Below are 18,111 nucleotides of genomic sequence, written 5' to 3' on the forward strand. Positions count from 1 at the left end.
GGTGCTGTCCCGCCGACCTTTACTGGCTACGCCAGTCCCTTAAGCCGGTAAAGCGCCTCCAGCGCTTCCCTTGGCGTCATCTCGTCGGGATTGATGTCGCCGAGCGCGGCACCCAACGCGTCGCCCTTGGCCGGCTTCGCCGCTTCCCGCTTCACCGCCACCGAAAACAGCGGCAGGTCGTCGACCAGCCGGTTGGTCTTGCCGGAAACCTCGCCTTCCTCCAACTGGTGCAGGACTTCCTTGGCCCGGTCGACCACCGCTTCCGGCAGCCCGGCCAGCCGCGCCACCTGCACACCGTAGGAGCGGTCGGCGGCGCCCTTGCCGACCTCGTGCAGGAAGACGACGTCGTTTTCCCATTCCTTGACCCGCATGGTGACGTTGTGGAGCCGCGCCAGCTTGCCGGCCAGCGAGGTCATTTCGTGAAAGTGAGTAGCGAAGATCGCCCGGCAGCGGTTCTTCTCATGCAGATATTCGACCGCCGCCCAGGCGATCGACAGGCCGTCGAAGGTGGCGGTGCCGCGGCCGATCTCGTCGAGGATCACCAGGGCGCGCTCGCCGGCCTGGTTGAGGATTGCCGCCGTCTCGACCATCTCGACCATGAAGGTCGAGCGGCCGCGCGCCAGATCGTCCGAGGCGCCGACACGCGAGAACAGCCGGTCGACGACGCCGATATGGGCCGAGGTCGCTGGCACGAACGAGCCGGTCTGCGCCAGGATGGCGATCAGCGCGTTTTGCCGCAGGAACGTCGACTTGCCGCCCATGTTGGGGCCGGTCAGAAGCCAGATCGCGCCATTCTTGGCGCTGCCCTCCGGCGACAGGTCGCAATCATTGGCGACGAACGGGCCTTCGCCCGAACGGCGCAAGGCCTGCTCGACCACCGGATGCCGGCCCCCCAAAATGTCGAAAGCAAGGCTCGAATCCACCACCGGCCGGCACCAGGCTTCGCTTTCCGAGAGAAGCGCAAGTGCCGCCGAGACATCGAGCACGGCCAGCGCATCCGCACCGGCGCGGATCTTCTCCGCTTCGCCGACCGCTTCCGCCGTCAGCGCGTCGAAGGCGGCAAGCTCGATGCTGAGCGCCCGGTCGGCGGCGTTGGCGATCTTGGTCTCGAGTTCGGCAAGCTCGGTCGTCGTGAAGCGCATGGCGTTGGCCATGGTCTGGCGGTGGATGAAGCGAGCCTTGGCGCCGTCGCTGCCGGTCATGATCGCGTGGTGATTGGCGGTCACCTCGATGTAGTAGCCAAGCACATTGTTGTGGCGGATCTTCAGCGAGCGGATGCCGGTCTCGTCGATCAGCGAGCGCTCCAGCCCGGCGATCACTTTGCGCGACTCATCGCGCAGCGCCCGCATCTCGTCGAGATCGGGGTGATAGCCGCCGCGAACGAAGCCGCCGTCACGCTTGAGCAGCGGCAGTTCGTCGCCAAGCGCCTGTGTCAGGTGCTGGGCCAGCGCCTGGGGCAGCGCGTGGATGGCAGCGAGTGCCGCCGTCAATTCCCTGGGCAGGGCGGTCGCGGCAAAGATCTCGGCGATCGCGCCGGCAGCCTCGAAACCGGCGCGCAGCGCGCCAAGGTCGCGCGGGCCGCCCCGGTTGAGCGCCAGCCTGGACAGCGCGCGCGGCATGTCGGCGACGCTCTTCAGGCTCGACCGTACCGCCTGGCACAGCCGCGTTTCGGCACGGAAGAACGAAACCGAGTCCAGCCTGCCGCCGATCGCCACCGGGTCGGTCAGTGGCGCCATCAGCCGGTCGGCGAGCAGCCTTGCGCCGCCGCCCGTCACCGTGCGGTCGATCGCCTTGAACAGCGAGCCTTCGCGGCTACCCGACAGAGTGCGTAAGAGTTCCAGATTGCCGCGCGTGGCCGGATCGATGAACAGGGTCGATCCTTGCTCTTCGCGCTCGGGCCGCGATAGCGGCGGGCGCTCCGCCTTCTGCGTCTTCTCGACATAGGCGATGGCGCCGGAGATCGCCGACAGTTCGGCGCGCGAAAAGGCGCCAAAACTATCCGGTGTCGCCACATCGAAGAAGCGGGCGATGCGTCCCGTGGCCGAGGCCGAATCAAACAGCGACGGCGGCTGCGGGCTGGCGACGCGGCCAAGCACGTCGAACACCGGTTTCAACTCCGGATCGTGGAACACCGGCTCGGCGACGATCAGCTCGCGCGGATCGACGCGGAAAATGTCGGCCAAAAGCCGGTCGGCGGTGGTGTCGGTGACGCGGAAGGCGCCCGTCGAGATATCGATCCAGGCCAGCGCAAAGGAGTGGTCCGCTCCGCCTTTCACCCGCCCCAGCGCCATCAGGAAACTCGATTCCGACGGCGCCAGCAATTTGTCCTCGGTGATGGTGCCCGGTGTCACCAGCCGCACCACGTCGCGGCGCACCACCGATTTGCCGCCGCGTTTCTTGGCCTCGGCCGGATCCTCGATCTGTTCGCAGACGGCAACGCGGAAACCCTGGCCGATCAGCTTTTGCAGATAATCGTCGGCGGCATGCACCGGCACGCCGCACATCGGAATGTCGAGCCCTTGATACTTGCCGCGTTTGGTCAGCACGATGCCCAACGCCCGGCTCGCCTTCTCGGCATCGTCGAAGAACAGCTCGTAGAAATCGCCCATGCGATAGAACAGCAGCGAATCGGGGTTCGCCGCCTTGATCTCGATGAATTGCTCGATCATCGGCGTGGCGCCGGCGTGGGCGGTCGGCACCGGCGTCATCGCCTCGGGGGCGTCTGGCTCGTTCGGGCTGTGCATGTTCATGCGCGGCACGCTAGCAGATGTGATGATGCGGTTTAATGCCAGAGCTTCGAAAAACAGGGGACGACGGGACGGCAGCTTGTCCGCAATTGCCGATGCGGACGGCGATTCCAGCGCGCTGGCGGTTTACACGCGGCGGCGCGTGGTCTTAATTCGGTCCGACACAAAGCACCCGCTTCAACGAGGTGCTGCACCGGTGAGGAAATCAAGAACATCATGGCCAGGAAAACCGAGAACAACGGTCCGTCCGTCAGTGCGCAGGAAGCGCTCGAATTCCACGCCATGGGTCGCCCCGGCAAGCTGGAGGTCGTTGCCACCAAGCCGATGGCGACGCAACGCGACCTCAGCCTCGCCTATTCGCCTGGCGTCGCGGTTCCTGTTCTGGCCATCGCCGAAGACCCCTCGCGCGCCTTCGACTACACGACGCGCGGCAATATGGTCGCCGTCATCTCCAACGGCACCGCCATTCTCGGCCTTGGCAATCTCGGCGCGCTGGCCTCCAAGCCGGTGATGGAGGGCAAGGCGGTGCTGTTCAAGCGCTTCGCCGATGTCGATTCCATCGACCTCGAGGTCGATACCGAGGACGCCGACGAGTTCATCAACTGTGTGCGTTTCCTCGGGCCCTCTTTCGGCGGCATCAATCTCGAGGACATCAAGGCGCCGGAATGCTTCATCATCGAGCAGCGCCTGCGCGAATTGATGGACATCCCGGTCTTCCATGACGACCAGCACGGCACTGCGATCATCTCGGCCGCCGGCCTGATCAACGCGCTGGAAATCACCGGCCGCGACATGAAGACCACAAAAATGGTCTGCAACGGCGCCGGTGCAGCCGGCATCGCCTGTATCGAGCTGATGAAGGCGATGGGTTTTGCCCCCGAAAACATCACTTTGTGCGACACCAAGGGTGTGGTGTTCCAGGGCCGCACCGAAGGCATGAACCAGTGGAAGTCGGCGCATGCGGTCAAGACCGAGGCGCGCAGCCTCGCCGAGGCGCTCGACGGCGCCGACGTCTTCCTCGGCCTCTCCGCCAAGGGCGCGCTGACCACCGCCATGGTGCAGTCGATGGCCAAGAACCCGATCATCTTCGCCATGGCCAATCCCGATCCGGAAATCACGCCGGAGGAGGTCGCCGAAATCCGCACCGACGCCATCATGGCCACAGGGCGTTCTGATTACCCCAACCAGGTCAACAACGTGCTCGGCTTCCCCTACATCTTCCGCGGCGCGCTGGATGTCAGGGCAACCACCATCAATGACGACATGAAGATCGCCGCCGCGCAGGCGCTGGCGGCATTGGCACGCCAGGATGTGCCCGACGACGTCGCCGCCGCCTATCAGGGCAACCGGCCGAAATTCGGCCCCAACTACATCATCCCGGTGCCGTTCGACCCGCGCCTGATCTCGGCCATCCCGATTGCGGTGGCCAAGGCGGCGATGGATTCCGGCGTCGCCCGCAAGCCGATCCTCGATCTCGATCGTTACGCGCAGGAACTGTCGGCCCGCCGCGACCCGATCGCATCGACCCTGCAGCGCATCTACGACCGCGTGCGCCGCCAGCCCAAGCGCATCGTCTTCGCCGAGGGCGAGGAGGAGCAGGTCATGCGCGCCGCCGTCTCCTATGTGAACCAGCGGCTCGGCACCGCCATCCTGCTCGGACGCGACGACGTCATCAAGGAAAACGCCAAGCACGCCGGCATCGACCTCAACAAGCAAGGCATCGAGATCATCAACGCCCGCCTGTCGCGCCGCAACGGCATCTACACCGACTATCTCTACGAGCGCATGCAGCGCAAAGGCTTCCTGTTCCGCGACTGCCAGCGGCTGATCAACAACGACCGCAACCATTTTGCCGCCTGCATGGTGGCGCTGGGCGACGCCGACGGCATCGTCACGGGTGTGACCCGCAACTATTCCACCGCACTCGACGACATCCGCCGCGTCATCGACGCCAAGCCCGGCCACCGCGTCATCGGCGTCTCGATCGTGCTGGCGCGGGGCAAGACCGTGCTCGTCGCCGACACCGCCGTGCACGACATGCCGAACGCCGAGCAGATCGCCGACATCGCCGAGGAGGCCGCGGGCTTTGCCCGCCGCATGGGCTATGAGCCGAGGCTCGCCATGCTCGCCTATTCGACCTTCGGCCATCCGCAGGGCGAGCGCTCCGAGCGCGTCCAGGAAGCGGTGCGCATCCTCGACAAGCGCCGCGTCGATTTCGAATATGACGGCGAAATGGCCGCCGACGTGGCGCTCAATGCGCGGGCCATGGCGCAATATCCGTTCATAAGGTTGACCGGCCCGGCCAATGTGCTGATCATGCCGGCGTTCCACTCGGCCTCGATCTCGACCAAGATGCTGCAGGAACTCGGCGGCTCCACGGTCATCGGCCCGCTGCTGGTCGGCTTGAACAAGCCAGTTCAGATCGTGTCGCTCAACGCCAAGGACTCGGACATCGTCAACATGGCGGCGATCGCGGCGTATACGGCGGGGACTTGAGCGGCGAGCCTTAGCGGTGAGTCTGCGAGGCGTTCAGCCCGGCGCGAATACGCGCGCGGCTTCGATCACCTCGTCGACCTGATCCTGCCGAAGCAGGTCGACGGGAATGCGGCCGTCGAGCTGCGCCGAGGGCCGCGTCAGCCACAGCCATGCGAGCCTTGGATTGGTGATCAGCGACAGCACGTCGCGAATGCCCGCAACCGGCCGTCCATCGACGAACTGCGCCAGCGGGAAGACATGTTTGCGGCCGCCCTTGCGCAAGGCGATGACCTCGCCCCGCCGTTGCCAGCGATGCAGGGTCGAGCGGGCGATACGCAAATTCTCTTCCAGATAGGTCGAGCCGGCGACGCGGCCCGCCCAGTCCTCGATCAGCATCGATTCGAGATCGTCGGACTTTGGCAGCGAAGGAGGCTCGACATCGGCCAACGGGGTCGTCGGCGGATTGATTACGCCGGCTATACCGGCTTCGCTGCGGCGCGCGGCTTCCGCCGCCACCGCGCGCACGAATTTCGAGGCCAGGCCGGGCAGGTCGGCATGGATGGCGTCGATGGCGCGCTGGTGCTTCGGTGACAGCAAGGTGACGGCGGACGCTATGCTGCCGGCGATCTTGCCGACCGAGACCATGGTGGGCTTGTTGATGGCCTCGTCATAGTGCGCAAGCGCGCGCTCGACGTCCTCCGCGACCATCTCCGCGAAGTCGTCCTGTTTGAGGCCCTGGATCTGAAATCTGTTCATGCATCTGTCTTTTGGCCGCGCGCTCCCCTCAGCTGCGGCCGATTGTTGAATTTCTAGTGCGGAAAACGGAAATCGCGGCGGCAACGAATCCGGCCGCCCGACAGCATGCTGTCCAGCATTTCTTGACACCCCAACTGACTGAGGGCGCACCGAAATGTCAGTCGCGGGACGCCCAGATTGCGTGTAGGTGCGATGTATGACAGCCGCGCGACGGTGAGAAGCGGTCCGCGCAGCGGACGAAAAGCCAATTGCTTGGCTTTTCGAGCTTCGAACGCCCTGAGCCTGCGAAGGGCAGCGGCGCGACCGGCCGCCTACGGCACAAGCGCCGGGCTTTAGGGTTACAGTAACCCCGCCTGCTCGGCCTCGCGACGCAAATTCTGCCGCGGCCTGGGGCCGATCTGCTGGATCACCAGTCCGGCCGCCAGTGAGCCAAGGTCGCCGCAGGTCTGCAGGTCGCGGCCTTGCGTGTAACCATGCAGGAAGCCGGCGGCATAGAGATCGCCGGCGCCTGTCGTGTCGACCAGTTCCTTGATGGCGGTCGCCTTGATGACCACGGTCTCGTCGCCGCGCACGATGACCGAGCCTTTTTCCGAGCGGGTGACGGCGGCGATCCTGCAATCCTTGCGGATTTGCGCCAGCGCCTCGTCGAACGACGACGTCTGGTAGAGCGACTTGATCTCGTGGCTGTTGGCAAATACGATGTCGACCGTGCCCGAACGCATCAGGTCGAGGAATTCGTCGCGGTAGCGGTCGACGCAGAACGAATCCGACAGCGTCATCGACACTTCGCGACCTGCCGCGTGCGCCAGCCTCGCCGTCTGGCGGATTGCTTCCTTGGCGCGCGGCGGGTCCCACAGATAGCCTTCGAAATAGGTGACCTTGGCGCCGGAGGCCTTGTCGGCCTCGACGTCCTCCGGTCCAAGCTCGACGCAGGCGCCGAGATAGGTGTTCATCGAGCGCTCGCCGTCGGGGGTGACGAAGATCATCGAGCGCGCCGTCGGCGGCTCGCCCTTGAGCGGCCTGGTGTCGAAGGCGACGCCCTGCGCATGGATGTCGTGGGCATAGATTTCGCCCAGCGCATCGTTGGAGACCTTGCCGAAGAAGGCGGCGCGGCCGCCGAAACTGGCGACGCCGGCCGCCGTGTTGCCTGCGCTACCGCCGGAGGCTTCGATCGCCGGCCCCATGCGGCTGTAGAGCAGTTCGGCGCGCTTTGTGTCGATGAGGTTCATCGCGCCCTTGATGATGCCGTTGGTCTCGAGGAATTCCTCGTCGCACTGGGCGATGATGTCGACAATGGCATTGCCGATGCAAAGCACGTCATAATCCGGCATCAAAATCTCCGCCAAAAACCCGAGCCGGCTTCTTGCCACGCCGGCCCGGCGCGGGTCTAGCGATTTGAAACCGGTTTGCCTAGGGCGAGACACGCAACTTTGGCGGAACAGGCAAAAGGCGCCTCAGCCGCGAGGCGCTATGACAATTCGACCGTGGCCGAAGCATTTCTTCGCCGCACCGCCTACAAGCCTGGTTCAGCCGATCCCGTTTCGAAGGCGAGCCAGCCCCATGTCTACAAAGAAGATCTCGACAAAGAACGAGCCTGCAAAGAACGACATGACCACCGACCTGGCGCTGCTCGTCGTGCTGGCGGTGCTCTGGGGCGCCTCCTACACCTTCATCAAGATCGGCGTCGAAACCATCCCGCCGGTCACCTTCATTGCCGCCCGCACCCTGATTGCCGGTGGTATCCTGTTCGCCATCCTCCGCTGGCGCGGGCTCGCCATGCCGGGCGATGCGGCAAGCTGGCGCCGCTTCGCCTTCCAGGCCTGCCTCAACAGCGTCATCCCGTTCACCCTCATCGCGGCGGCGGAACGTTCGGTCGATGCCGGCCTCGCCACCATCCTGAATGCCACCTCGCCGATCTTCACCTTCCTCTTGACAGCGCTCATCACCCGCCACGAGCCGGTCACGGTGCGCAAGCTGATTGGCGTCGGCGCCGGCATTGCCGGCATCTGCCTCATCATCGGCACGCAGGCACTGGGTGGCCTCGGTCACGAGTTGTGGGCGCAGTTGGCCATCGTAGCGGCAACAATCTGCTATGCGGGTGCGGCCATTTTCGGCCGTGGTTTCAAGGGCCTCGACCCAATGCTGCCTGCCGCCGGTTCCATGCTGTGCGGCGCCGTCATACTCGTGCCCATCAGCCTTGTGTTCGACCAGCCATGGACGCTCGCGCCCTCGACCGCATCTATCCTGGCCCTGCTCGGCCTGTCGGTGTTTTCGACGGCGCTGGCCTTCGTCATCTATTTCCGCCTCATCCACACGCTGGGTTCGGTCGGCACCACCTCGCAGGCCTATCTGCGGGTGCCGATCGGCGTCGGCATCGGCGCCCTTTTCCTCGGCGAAAGCCTAGGCTCGACGGCATGGCTGGGCATGGCGTTCGTCGTGGCCGGGGTCGCTGCCATGACCATCCCGATTCGAAAGCCGGCGTTTGCGCGGTAGAGCAATTCCAGGAAAAGTGTGAGCGGTTTTCCCGGGAAAAGCGGATAGCGCTTTCCCTTGGGAATTGCGTCAAAGCAAAGAACCAGCCCGCTTGTGCTCATGGCCTGCGCTGCCTATCTCGGAAGCATCCGCCTTTTAGGCGGCGTCCGCTAACCGGGGTGTGACAAGGTGATTTTCGACGCTGCCCGCACTGCGGCCCTCGAGCTGCTCTCGCCTCCCTTTCGGGCCGTGTTCCTCAAGACATTGGGTCTGACGCTGCTGGCGCTTGTCGCCTTGTGGTTCGGCCTGACCAGCCTCGTCGAGTGGCTGGCGCTGCCGTGGCTGCAGACGCTGTTGCCCGGCATGCCGTCCTGGGCCGGGTGGCTGGGCGGCATCATCGCGGCAATAGCGCTTGCCTTCGGCATGGCGTTGCTCATCGCGCCGGTGACGGCTGTTGTCGCCGGCCTGTTCCTCGACGATATCGCCGAAGTGGTCGAGCGCACCGACTATCCCGGCGATCCGACCGGCCGCGCCATGCCGGCGCTGCGCTCGCTGGTGCTGTCGGCGCGATTCCTCGGCGTCGTCATTCTTGGCAACATCGTCGCGCTGCTGCTTCTCTTGGTGCCGGGCGTCAACATAGCCGCCTTCTTCATCGTCAACGGCTATCTGCTCGGGCGCGAGTTCTTCGAATTCGCCGCCATGCGCTTTCGTAGGGAAGAAGAGGCCAGGGCCTTGCGCAGGCACTATGCCGCCACAGTGTTTCTCGCCGGGCTGCTCATCGCGGCTTTCCTCGCCGTGCCGTTGCTCAACCTGCTGACGCCGCTGTTCGCCGCCGCCATGATGGTGCATCTGCACAAGGCGATCTCGGTGCGGGAAGTGGCTCGCTCCTCGCGCCACTGAGCATTTTCTTCAGAGCAACAGGAATCCGCGTCCGAGCTCGTCGTCCGCTTCGACGATAAACTCAGTCCTGCCACTATAATAGGCGCGGCCGCCGACGCGGGCGATGATCGCCTCGTGCGGGCCAGCCTTTGCAGTCCGCACCACGGCTCCCGAAAAACGCGAGCCGGCAATGCTTTCGAATGTGCGCGTCTGTCCGATCGCGATCTCGCCCTTGGCATGCATGGCCGCCAGCCTTGCGGTGACGCCGGAGCCGGTCGGCGAGCGGTCGACCTCCGCCTCGGCGAAGACGCAGATGTTTTTAGTCACCTCGCTGGAAAACGCATCGCGGCCATCGGTCAGGATGGTGCCATAGAGGAAGGCTAGGTCGGCATGGTCGGGATGCGACAGCGGCAATTCGGCCTTGAGCCTGTCCGTCAGCGCGGTTGCCGCATCGACGAAATCGCGCACCCGGCTTCTGCCGAATTCAAGCCCGAATTGGTGACAATCGGCCAGCGCGTAGAAGGCGCCGCCATAGGCGACGTCGAAGCCGATCGTGCCATGGCCCGCCAGCTCTATCGTCTGCCCGCCGGCGAACAGGAAGGCCGGCACGCTTTCGAACGACACCGCACCGGCCTTGCCGTCCCTGACCTCGACCGAGGCGACGACCAGCCCGCACGGCGCCTCGATATTGACTGTCGTGATTGGTTCCTGTTTCGCCACCAATCCCTCATCTACGGCGTAGCGGCCGAGCGCGACGATGGCGTGGCCGCACATCGTCGAGTAACCCTCATTGTGCATGAACAGCACGGCGAGGTCGGCGCCGGGCAGGTCGGGCTCCACCAGCAGCGCGCCATACATGTCGTAGTGGCCGCGCGGCTCGAAGATCAGCAGCTTGCGCAAATGGTCGAGGTGGTCGCGCACATAGGCGCGCTTTTCCAGGATGGTGCCCTTCGGGATATCCGGATAGCCGCCGGTGACGATCCTGAGCGGCTCGCCGCCGGTATGCATATCGACGACGGTCAGCGTCATGCGACGGGCCCCATTAATCCGAAGATTTGCCGAAGAGGGCCTGCAATTTGCCGAACGGCATGGCGGCGCGGGTGAAGCCGAAGGTGCCGTCCTGCTGGATCTCGCGTGCCGCCGTTTCCAGCATGCCATAGGCGAAATTGGTCAGCCACGGCCCGAGCGAGATGCGCTTGACGCCGGCCATGGCGAGGTCGGCGATGGTGAAGCCAGGCTTTGCCATGACATTGACCGGCTTGCTGACCGCCGAGCAGAGCGTGCGGATCATCTCGACGTCGCCGATGCCTGGCGCATAGAGCACGTCGGCGCCGGCCTTCTCGAACGCCTGCAGCCGCTTGATGGTATCGTCGAGGTCGGACTTGCCCCACAGGAAATTCTCGGCCCGCGCCGTGAAGACGAAATCGCGCTTCAGCGCCCGCGCCGCCTCCACCGCCGCCGCAACGCGCTCGACAGCGTGCGCGAAATCATAGATTGGCTTGTCGGGGTCGCCGGTGTGGTCTTCGATCGAGCAGCCGGCAAGACCGGCCGCTTCGGCCGCGAAGATGGTTTCGGCGGCCTGCTCGGCGCCGTCGCCCTTGCCTTTCTCGAGGTCGGCCGAGACCGGCAGGCTGGTCGCCCCCGACACCTCGCGGCAATGGTGGATCATCTGGTCGAAGGTCACCGCGCCGTCCGGCAAGCCGCGCGAAAAGGCAAAGCCGGCGCTGGTTGTCGCCAGCGCCGTGAAGCCGAACGAGCCGAGCAGCTTCGTCGTGCCGATATCCCAGGGATTGGGCATGACGAAGGTCGAGGCATGCAGGTCGCGGAAGATCTTGCCCTTGTCCATGGTAGTACCCCCATCATATGCGGTGTGGCTAAGTGGATTTTATCCTGCCCCATTTGGCCGGGCAAACGAATGCGGTTGGTTCAGAAGCGTTTGGCGTTCTCTCCTGCCAATTTGTCCAGCGTGTCGGAATCCTTGATGTAGTGCGATGTCTTCTTGTCCCAGTGATAGATGACGGAAATCGCGTGGGACTCTGGTCGGGGCGGAGTGTCGTCGCAGCTTTCGCCGTTGAGCACCGTGGCATCGGTCACCGTCACTTTGATGGCAGCATAGGACTTCCCCTCCGCGATGGCCTGAAAAGCTACATCCTGCTTGCGGCTGTAGGCGCACAGGTTTTCGTCGAACGTATAGATCATGTCGATCAGTTCGAATTTGTCGTCGCGGACCATGATCAGCGGCGTGATCACATAGTTCTGGCTCGAGTTGAAATGCGCGCTCATGGTGATCAGGACGTCATCGTTGGCGCTGACCGAAAGCTTGCCCGGTTCGCGGAAGTAGGTGCCGCGGTCGAGCGCGACATTGACGGCGTCGAGCAATTTTGGCTTGGCCGTGACGTCGTAGAGCGCCAGCACCGCATAGCCTTCGGCGCTGTCGGGAGAGTCACCGAGGTCGAACAGCATGGCCAGCCGGTCCTTGCCGCCGGCCTTGATCGCAAGCACCGCGGCATTGGAAAAGCCCGAAGTTTCGGGCGGCGAACCGCCGCCATCCGGTCGCTCGATATGTCGCATCTCGATCGGTAACCCGCCCCTGTAGAAGCCGTCCTGGTCCGCGGCGAGATCTGGAATGACCATCCTCGCGAGGTCGAGATAGGTGGCATCCGTGCGGCCGGGCAAAGCACTGCCGAGTTCCGGGAAGCCGACGGCTTGCGCGCCGGCCGCAGTCCACAAAAACGGCAGCAGCGTCAAGGTAAGGAAGAAGCGGAACAGGGCGGGTTTCATGCGTGGCCTCGAATTGGCGGGGCCAAGCTAGCACGGACGATCGAGGCGTACAGCCGCGGGCTGAAGATCAGCTTAGTGGATCGGCACCAGCCCGGCCAGCTCGCGCATGTCGTCGAACAGGATGCCGCCGGCCTGGATCAGGCCAGCGCGGTCGGAATAGGGATCGGCATGATAGGAAAACACCCGCATGCCGGCGGCGATCCCGGCCTGCGTGCCGGCGACGCTGTCCTCGATGACGATGCAGTCGGCGGGCGCGAAGCCCATGGTCTTGGCCGCATGCAGGAACAGGTCCGGGAACGGCTTGCCACGGCTGACCATGGTCGAGGAAAACATCGCGCGTTCGAACAGCGGCAACAGCCCGGTCTGGCCAAGCGTGATGTGCATCTTCGACACTCGGGCCGAAGTGGCGACGCAATAGGCGATACCGGCTGAACGCACGGCTTCGACGAACTCGCGGACGTAGGGGATCGCTTCGACGCCGTGGGCAAACAGATCCGGCAGGCCGGCGTTCCAGCGATCGACGAAATCGACGCCGAGCCTGACGCTGGTCTCTGCTTCGATCTCTTTCTGCACCGACGCCATGCTGCGGCCGGAGAAATTCTTGCGGCAATATTCGAAGCTTGTCGGATAGCCGGCAGCGGTCAGCCATTCGGCGAGACGCCGATTGGCCAAATTCTCTGTATCGACCAGGATGCCGTCGCAGTCGAAGATGACAAGTTTAGGCAGTTCAGACATCAGGCGGTGCCGGTCGATCCGAACCCGCCCGAGCCACGCGCCGTGCCGCCGGCCAAAGTGCGCTCTTCCACGGCCGCCTGCGTCACCGCCGCGAAGACGATCTGGGCGATGCGCATGCCGCGCGTCACCGCGAAATCCTCGTCGCCGAGATTGATCAGCAGCACCTTCACCTCGCCGCGATAATCGCTGTCGATGGTGCCGGGCGTGTTGAGCACGGTCAGGCCGTGCTTGAAAGCAAGTCCGGAGCGTGGCCGCACCTGACCTTCCATGCCCTCGGGAATCTCCAGGATCAGCCCGGTCGGCACCAAAGCGCGTTTTCCGGGCAGGATCAGCAGCGGCCGGTCGTCGGGCACCGCGGCGCGCAAATCCATGCCGGCGGCACCGATGCTTTCATAGGCGGGGAGGGGAAGTCCTTCAGCATGCGGCAACCTGACGAAGCCGACGGTCGGACCGATGACGGAGGGAGTTTGAAGGGCTGCGCGCATAAAATCGATCCTATCGGCGCGAACGGCGATTCGGTCAACTCGACTGTAATTCTATCAACGGCTTTCTTTTGGGCGGCACTGTGACCTCAGCGCAGTTCCATCGGAACGACGGTGGTCTCCTTGATCTCCTCCATCACGAAGGACGCGGACACATCCGACAGCGCCACCTTGGCGATCAGCCGCTGGTAGAGCCGGTCATAGGCCTTCACGTCGGCGACGCGGGCGCGCAAGACATAGTCGAGGTCGCCCGACATGCGGTAGACGCCGGTGATCTCGGGAAAGCCGGTCACTGCCGCGCGGAATTTCTGCAGCCACTCCGGGTCGTGGTTGGACGTGCGGATCAGGATGAAGACGGAAAGGCCAAGTCCGAGCTTTTCGGCATCGACCAGCGCCACGCGGCCGGTGATGACGCCATCCTCCTCCAGCCGCTTCACCCGGCGCCAGCAGGCATTGCGCGACAGCGCCACCCGTTCCGACAGCTGGTCGACCGACAGCGTGCCGTCGCGTTGCAATTCGGCAAGCAATTTCCGGTCGATTTCGTCGATTTCCAACGCCATGTGGGATGTTTGTCCCATCAACGGGTCAAATACAAGGATATTTTGAGACCGATGAACCGGCGAAGCGTGTCAGGATACTCATATCAGGAACTTCAAGCGCTGAAGGGGACCAGCATGTCGGTCGCAAGGATTTTCACCTCTCATCCGGCCAAGGTCGGCGAAACCTATTTCACTCATATGGCCTTTGCCGGCTGGTTCTCGTCGCGGCTGCTGATGGCGGCTGGCGCCGCGCTCGTTCACGCTTTCTTGCCATTTCTGTTTGAGACTACCGCCAGCCGAATCGTTCGTGAGCTTTACGAGCGGACGCACAACAGAGGCACACACGCGATCAAGGAGCCTGCGGCTCTTATGGATCGCGCCTAGAGGGCGACAGAAGCGATGTGCCGGTGGGCGGCCTATCTCGGTGAAGCAGTCTTTCTCGAAGACATGCTCACCGCGCCCTGTCACTCGCTGATCGCCCAGAGCCATTGCGCCCAGGAAGCGAAATCGCCGACCAATGGTGACGGTTTTGGCCTTGCCTGGTATGGCGACCGCCCGGAGCCGGGTCTCTACCGAGACATCCTGCCGGCATGGTCGGATCCCAATCTGAAGAGCCTGTGCCGGCAGATCAAATCCGGCCTGTTCCTCGCCCATGTGCGGGCGTCCACCGGCGGCGCCACCAGCCGCATGAATTGCCATCCGTTCATCTCCAGCTCTTGGTCGTTCATGCACAACGGCCAGATCGGCGGCTTCGAAAAAATCCGCCGCGCGCTGGAGAATTCGCTGTCCGACGCTGTCTTCGACCAGCGCGAAGGCACCACCGATTCCGAATTGTTTTTCCTGCTGATGATCGACGAGGGATTGACCGGCGATCCGCAAGGCGCCGTCTCCCGCGCCACCAGCCGCGTGCTCGAAGCCTCGCGCCGCGCCGGCCTCGAACCGGCGCTGAAACTCACCGCCGCCTTCTCCGACGGGCAGGCGCTGCATGCGGTGCGCTACGCCACCGACGCTCACGCACCGACGCTCTACACGTCTGTCCTGCGCAAGGGCGGCGGCCGCTGCATCGTTTCCGAGCCCTTCGACCGCGAGGGCGGCGACTGGCAGGCGATCCCGCCGTCGAGTTTTGTGACGATCACTGGCGATGGCATGGTCATTCGCCCTTTCGCACCCGCATCGGCCAGGCTGGCACTGGCCGTCTAGTTGCAAAAGTGCGGCAACGCCGCGGGACAGCCCCCCTCTGTCCTGCCGGACATCTCCCCCACACGGGGGGAGATTGGCACCTGCGACTGCCGCGCTATTCCTTGCAACGTCCGAGATTGGCGAAAGCTGTCGTGACATCCAATCTCCCCACCTGTGGGGGGAGATGTCCGGCAGGACAGAGGGGGCGCCGTAGAGTGCAGACTTGGACAGTCCAGTCTGCACAATTTCGATCAAACGCAGACAATCCTCGAATGCTCAACTCCATTTGAAGCAGCGCCGCTGTCCGCCATCCGATCAGGCGAACGCGGCCAAGCCGGAGCATTGTCAATGGACCTCGTCTTTTCCTCAACCATCGAGCTGGCCACTGCCATCGCCGCGCGGAAGATCTCCGCCGTCGAGGCACTCGACGCGCATCTGGCGCAGATCGATGCGCACAACGATGCGGTCAACGCCGTCATCTCGCTCGACAGGGAAGGGGCTCGCGAGTGCGCCAAGAAGGCCGACGCGGCCCAGGCGCGCGGCGAGGCCCTCGGCCCGCTGCACGGCGTACCGTTCACGCTGAAGGACATGCACGATACATCCGGCATGAAGACCACGGTCGGCTTTCCGCCCTTTGCCGACTATGTCGCCAAACAGGACAGTCCGGTCGTCGCCCGCTTGCGTGCGGCTGGCGGCGTGCTGATGGCCAAGACCAATGTCGCGACCATGCTTTCGGACTGGCAGTCGAACAATCCGCTGTTTGGTCGCACCAGCAATCCCTGGAATCTCCAGCGCACGGCGGGCGGTTCCAGCGGCGGCGCGGCGGCTGCACTTTGCTCGGGGATGACGCCGTTCGATGTCGGCACCGACATGCAGGACTCAATCCGGCTGCCGGCCAGTTTCTGCGGTGTCTATGGCCTGAAGCCGACGGAGCACCGCGTCTCGCTGGCCGGCGTCTTTCCCGATCCCGGCGGTACTGCGCGCAGCGTGCGGCTGATGTCCTGCCTTGGGCCGCTGGCGCGCAGTGTGGAAGATTTGGCGCTGATCTATCAAATCATTGCCGGTCCTAATGGAAGCGACACCGATCTTGCGCCGGTGCCGGTCGAGGATATGCCAAGCCTCGACCTCAAGACATTGCGCATTGCCTTCGCGCCGTTCTTTCCCGGGTTTCCAGTGGCGGGCGACGTCAGCGCCGCGGTCGAAAGTCTCGCAAGGCAGTTACAATCCGCAGGAGCGGTCGTCGAAGAAGCAAAACTGCCGAAACTCGACCTGCATGACGATCTGGAGCAGGGCGGCGCGCTGATCGGCATGATGCTGGAGGCCGCTCAGCCTGAGCCGCCGGAGGAACCGACACCGGTCTCGCGCTGGTTCGAGGCACTCGCCCGCCGCGACAAATCCATTCTCGCCTGGGACCGGTTTTTCGAGGCCTACGACGCGTTGATCTGCCCGGTCGCCATGACCACCGCCTTCCCGCATTGCGAGCCGGGCACGCCGATCAAGGTCGACGGCAAGGAGCAGAGCTACTGGATGCTGCCGGCCTATGGCGCCGTGTTCAACTACAGCGGCCATCCAGCGCTTTCCATGCCGTGCGGACTGGACAGCACCGGCCTGCCGATCGGCCTGCAACTGGTCGGCAAACGCTGGTCGGAGTCACGGCTGCTCGGCATCGCCAAGGCAATCGAACCACTCACCGGCGGCTTTCGCCGTCCGCCCGCCTATTGAGCGAAGCGCGACAATCCATAAGGGGCAAGTAAGGGGTCGCGCTCGCCGTCGAGGATTTCCCTTGTGGCGAACAGGCCGACGGCCGGCGCCAGCGTGATGCCGGAATGCATGACCGCGACATAGACNCGCGCTCGCCGTCGAGGATTTCCCTTGTGGCGAACAGGCCGACGGCCGGCGCCAGCGTGATGCCGGAATGCATGACCGCGACATAGACACCGTCCATGCCCACCGCGCGGCCGATGATCGGAAAGCCGTCGATCGGCGTCGGCCGGTAGCCGACCGTGTGGAAATCGAGTTCCAACCCGTCGCTGTCGCGCAGCATGGCCTTCATGGCCGCAAACAGCGCGTGGGCGGTGGCTTCGGCATTCATACCCGGATCGGCGCCGCCAAAATCCGAGCCGGCGATGATGCGGCCTTCCGCCGTCTGGCGCATGTGCAGCCGCTCGGCCAGAACCAGACCGTTGAGCAGCTTTTTGTAAGGCCGTGAGTGGACGATCAGGCCGGGCGGCGTTTCGATCGGCAGGTTGATCCCGGCGGTCGCGGCGATCTCCGGCGAGCCGACGCCGGCCGCGACCACCACCTCGTCTGATGCAATCAATCCGTGCGAAGTGTCGACACCGGTGATCCTGCCGCCGGTCTGGACCAGGGCCGTCACCGTGCTGGAGATGGTCTTCGCGCCATGTCGCTTCGCGTCTGCCAATAGGGCATGGGCGGCGGCCACGGGCTCTGCGACACCTTCCTCAGCCACATGCAGGGCAAAGTCGGGAAGCTCGGCGAGATTGGGCTCGATGCGCGCGGCACCGGCGCGGTCGACGCGTTCGATGCCGTAGCCCCAGGCGGAATGCTCCGTGGCGTAGATTTCCATGTCGGTGGCCGACAGATCCCAGCACAGGCCACCGCACCAGCTGAGCGGCAGGCCGGGTAGGTCCTGCGCCAGCCGCGACCATTCGGCCATCGCGCGGGTGCGCAGCCGGAAATAGGGCTCCGGATTGCCCCAGCTGGCATTGATCCAGGCAAACGAGTTTGGGGTGGCGATTCCACCGACGGGGCTGTCGGAAATGACCGTGACCTGTGCTCCCGCCTTGCTCAGATGCCAGGCGATGGAGGCGCCGATGATGCCGGCGCCGATGACGATCACTTGTTTCGCCGCAGTCATGCTTGCTCCTCTGCCTCGCCATCCGGAGGGATGTTCGTCCAGTGCCATCCCGGCAGCCGCTTGCCAACATTGCGCAGCGCAAAATATGCGGCAATGCACTGGCCGGAGCCACAGCACGGCTGAGCTGTATGCTCTGACGGTGAGGCGGCGATCAGCAGCTTCCGAGCCGCCGGACCGGTCGACAGCCC

At 64.4% G+C, this 18,111-nt stretch carries 15 protein-coding genes and 1 pseudogene; 6 read left to right on the forward strand and 10 right to left on the reverse strand.

Annotation, left to right across the window (positions count from 1 at the left end; translation table 11 throughout):
- Positions 1-26 precede the first annotated feature (26 nt).
- Positions 27-2,750 (reverse strand): DNA mismatch repair protein MutS, encoded by a 2,724-nt coding sequence (gene mutS, locus X735_RS149395; RefSeq protein ID WP_023811642.1) that lies wholly within the window; start codon positions 2,748-2,750, stop codon positions 27-29.
- Positions 2,751-2,963: 213 nt separating this feature from the next.
- On the opposite strand from mutS, the gene X735_RS149390 reads away from it, so the two are divergent.
- The gene (locus tag X735_RS149390) at positions 2,964-5,243 is read left to right on the forward strand and encodes an NADP-dependent malic enzyme (protein WP_023811643.1); all 2,280 of its coding nucleotides are present in this window, start codon (positions 2,964-2,966) and stop codon (positions 5,241-5,243) included.
- A 33-nt stretch (positions 5,244-5,276) separates the two neighbouring features.
- Here the strand turns inward: X735_RS149390 and X735_RS149385 are convergent, their stop codons facing one another.
- Both X735_RS149385 and X735_RS149380 read right to left on the reverse strand, forming a co-directional pair.
- Complete coding sequence (locus X735_RS149385) at positions 5,277-5,978, reverse strand: antitoxin Xre/MbcA/ParS toxin-binding domain-containing protein (RefSeq protein WP_023811644.1); 702 nt, start codon at positions 5,976-5,978, stop codon at positions 5,277-5,279.
- 338 nt (positions 5,979-6,316) lie between these two features.
- Complete coding sequence (locus tag X735_RS149380; RefSeq protein WP_023811645.1) at positions 6,317-7,309, reverse strand: adenosine kinase; 993 nt, start codon at positions 7,307-7,309, stop codon at positions 6,317-6,319.
- Positions 7,310-7,538: 229 nt separating this feature from the next.
- Here X735_RS149380 and X735_RS149375 point away from each other — a divergent pair, with 229 nt between their 5' ends.
- Both X735_RS149375 and X735_RS149370 read left to right on the forward strand, forming a co-directional pair.
- The gene (locus X735_RS149375; protein ID WP_031213409.1) at positions 7,539-8,471 is read left to right on the forward strand and encodes an EamA family transporter; all 933 of its coding nucleotides are present in this window, start codon (positions 7,539-7,541) and stop codon (positions 8,469-8,471) included.
- Positions 8,472-8,639: 168 nt separating this feature from the next.
- Positions 8,640-9,350 carry a sulfate transporter family protein gene (locus X735_RS149370; RefSeq protein ID WP_023811647.1) on the forward strand — a complete coding sequence of 237 codons (711 nt, stop codon included), beginning with the start codon at positions 8,640-8,642 and terminating at the stop codon, positions 9,348-9,350.
- A 9-nt stretch (positions 9,351-9,359) separates the two neighbouring features.
- Here the strand turns inward: X735_RS149370 and X735_RS149365 are convergent, their stop codons facing one another.
- From X735_RS149365 to X735_RS149340, 6 genes are all read right to left on the reverse strand, one after another.
- A complete protein-coding gene (locus tag X735_RS149365; RefSeq protein WP_023811648.1) occupies positions 9,360-10,358 on the reverse strand; it encodes a proline racemase family protein in 999 nt (332 codons plus the stop codon).
- Positions 10,359-10,371: 13 nt separating this feature from the next.
- Entirely contained in the window at positions 10,372-11,175 is an 804-nt protein-coding gene (locus X735_RS149360; RefSeq protein WP_023811649.1) for an oxaloacetate decarboxylase, read from the reverse strand.
- 80 nt (positions 11,176-11,255) lie between these two features.
- Positions 11,256-12,110, reverse strand: a complete 855-nt coding sequence (locus tag X735_RS149355) for a hypothetical protein (protein ID WP_023811650.1) — start codon at positions 12,108-12,110, stop codon at positions 11,256-11,258.
- Positions 12,111-12,182: 72 nt separating this feature from the next.
- Positions 12,183-12,845, reverse strand: coding sequence for an HAD family phosphatase (locus X735_RS149350; RefSeq protein ID WP_023811651.1), 663 nt, complete (start codon positions 12,843-12,845; stop codon positions 12,183-12,185).
- Positions 12,845-13,330 (reverse strand): dUTP diphosphatase, encoded by a 486-nt coding sequence (gene dut, locus X735_RS149345; protein WP_023811652.1) that lies wholly within the window; start codon positions 13,328-13,330, stop codon positions 12,845-12,847. Before dut ends, X735_RS149350 begins: the two co-directional genes overlap by 1 nt.
- An 86-nt stretch (positions 13,331-13,416) precedes the next feature.
- Complete coding sequence (locus X735_RS149340) at positions 13,417-13,887, reverse strand: Lrp/AsnC family transcriptional regulator (RefSeq protein WP_023811653.1); 471 nt, start codon at positions 13,885-13,887, stop codon at positions 13,417-13,419.
- Positions 13,888-14,001: 114 nt separating this feature from the next.
- Between X735_RS149340 and X735_RS149335 the strand changes: the two genes are divergently transcribed.
- The 3 genes from X735_RS149335 (at position 14,002) to X735_RS149325 (ending at position 16,767) form a co-directional block, all read left to right on the forward strand.
- Entirely contained in the window at positions 14,002-14,250 is a 249-nt protein-coding gene (locus tag X735_RS149335; protein ID WP_023811654.1) for a DUF6356 family protein, read from the forward strand.
- Positions 14,251-14,265: 15 nt separating this feature from the next.
- A complete protein-coding gene (locus tag X735_RS149330; protein ID WP_023811655.1) occupies positions 14,266-15,066 on the forward strand; it encodes a class II glutamine amidotransferase in 801 nt (266 codons plus the stop codon).
- 327 nt (positions 15,067-15,393) lie between these two features.
- Complete coding sequence (locus X735_RS149325; RefSeq protein ID WP_023811656.1) at positions 15,394-16,767, forward strand: amidase; 1,374 nt, start codon at positions 15,394-15,396, stop codon at positions 16,765-16,767.
- On the opposite strand, the pseudogene X735_RS149320 reads toward X735_RS149325, so the two are convergent.
- Positions 16,761-17,923 (reverse strand): annotated as a pseudogene (locus tag X735_RS149320) (FAD-binding oxidoreductase). The gene X735_RS149325 and the pseudogene X735_RS149320 sit on opposite strands and share 7 nt — an antisense overlap.
- Between the last annotated feature and the right edge of the window lie 188 nt (positions 17,924-18,111).

Origin of the sequence: Mesorhizobium sp. L2C084A000, assembly GCF_000502875.1 — a bacterium.
Taxonomy (GTDB): domain Bacteria; phylum Pseudomonadota; class Alphaproteobacteria; order Rhizobiales; family Rhizobiaceae; genus Mesorhizobium.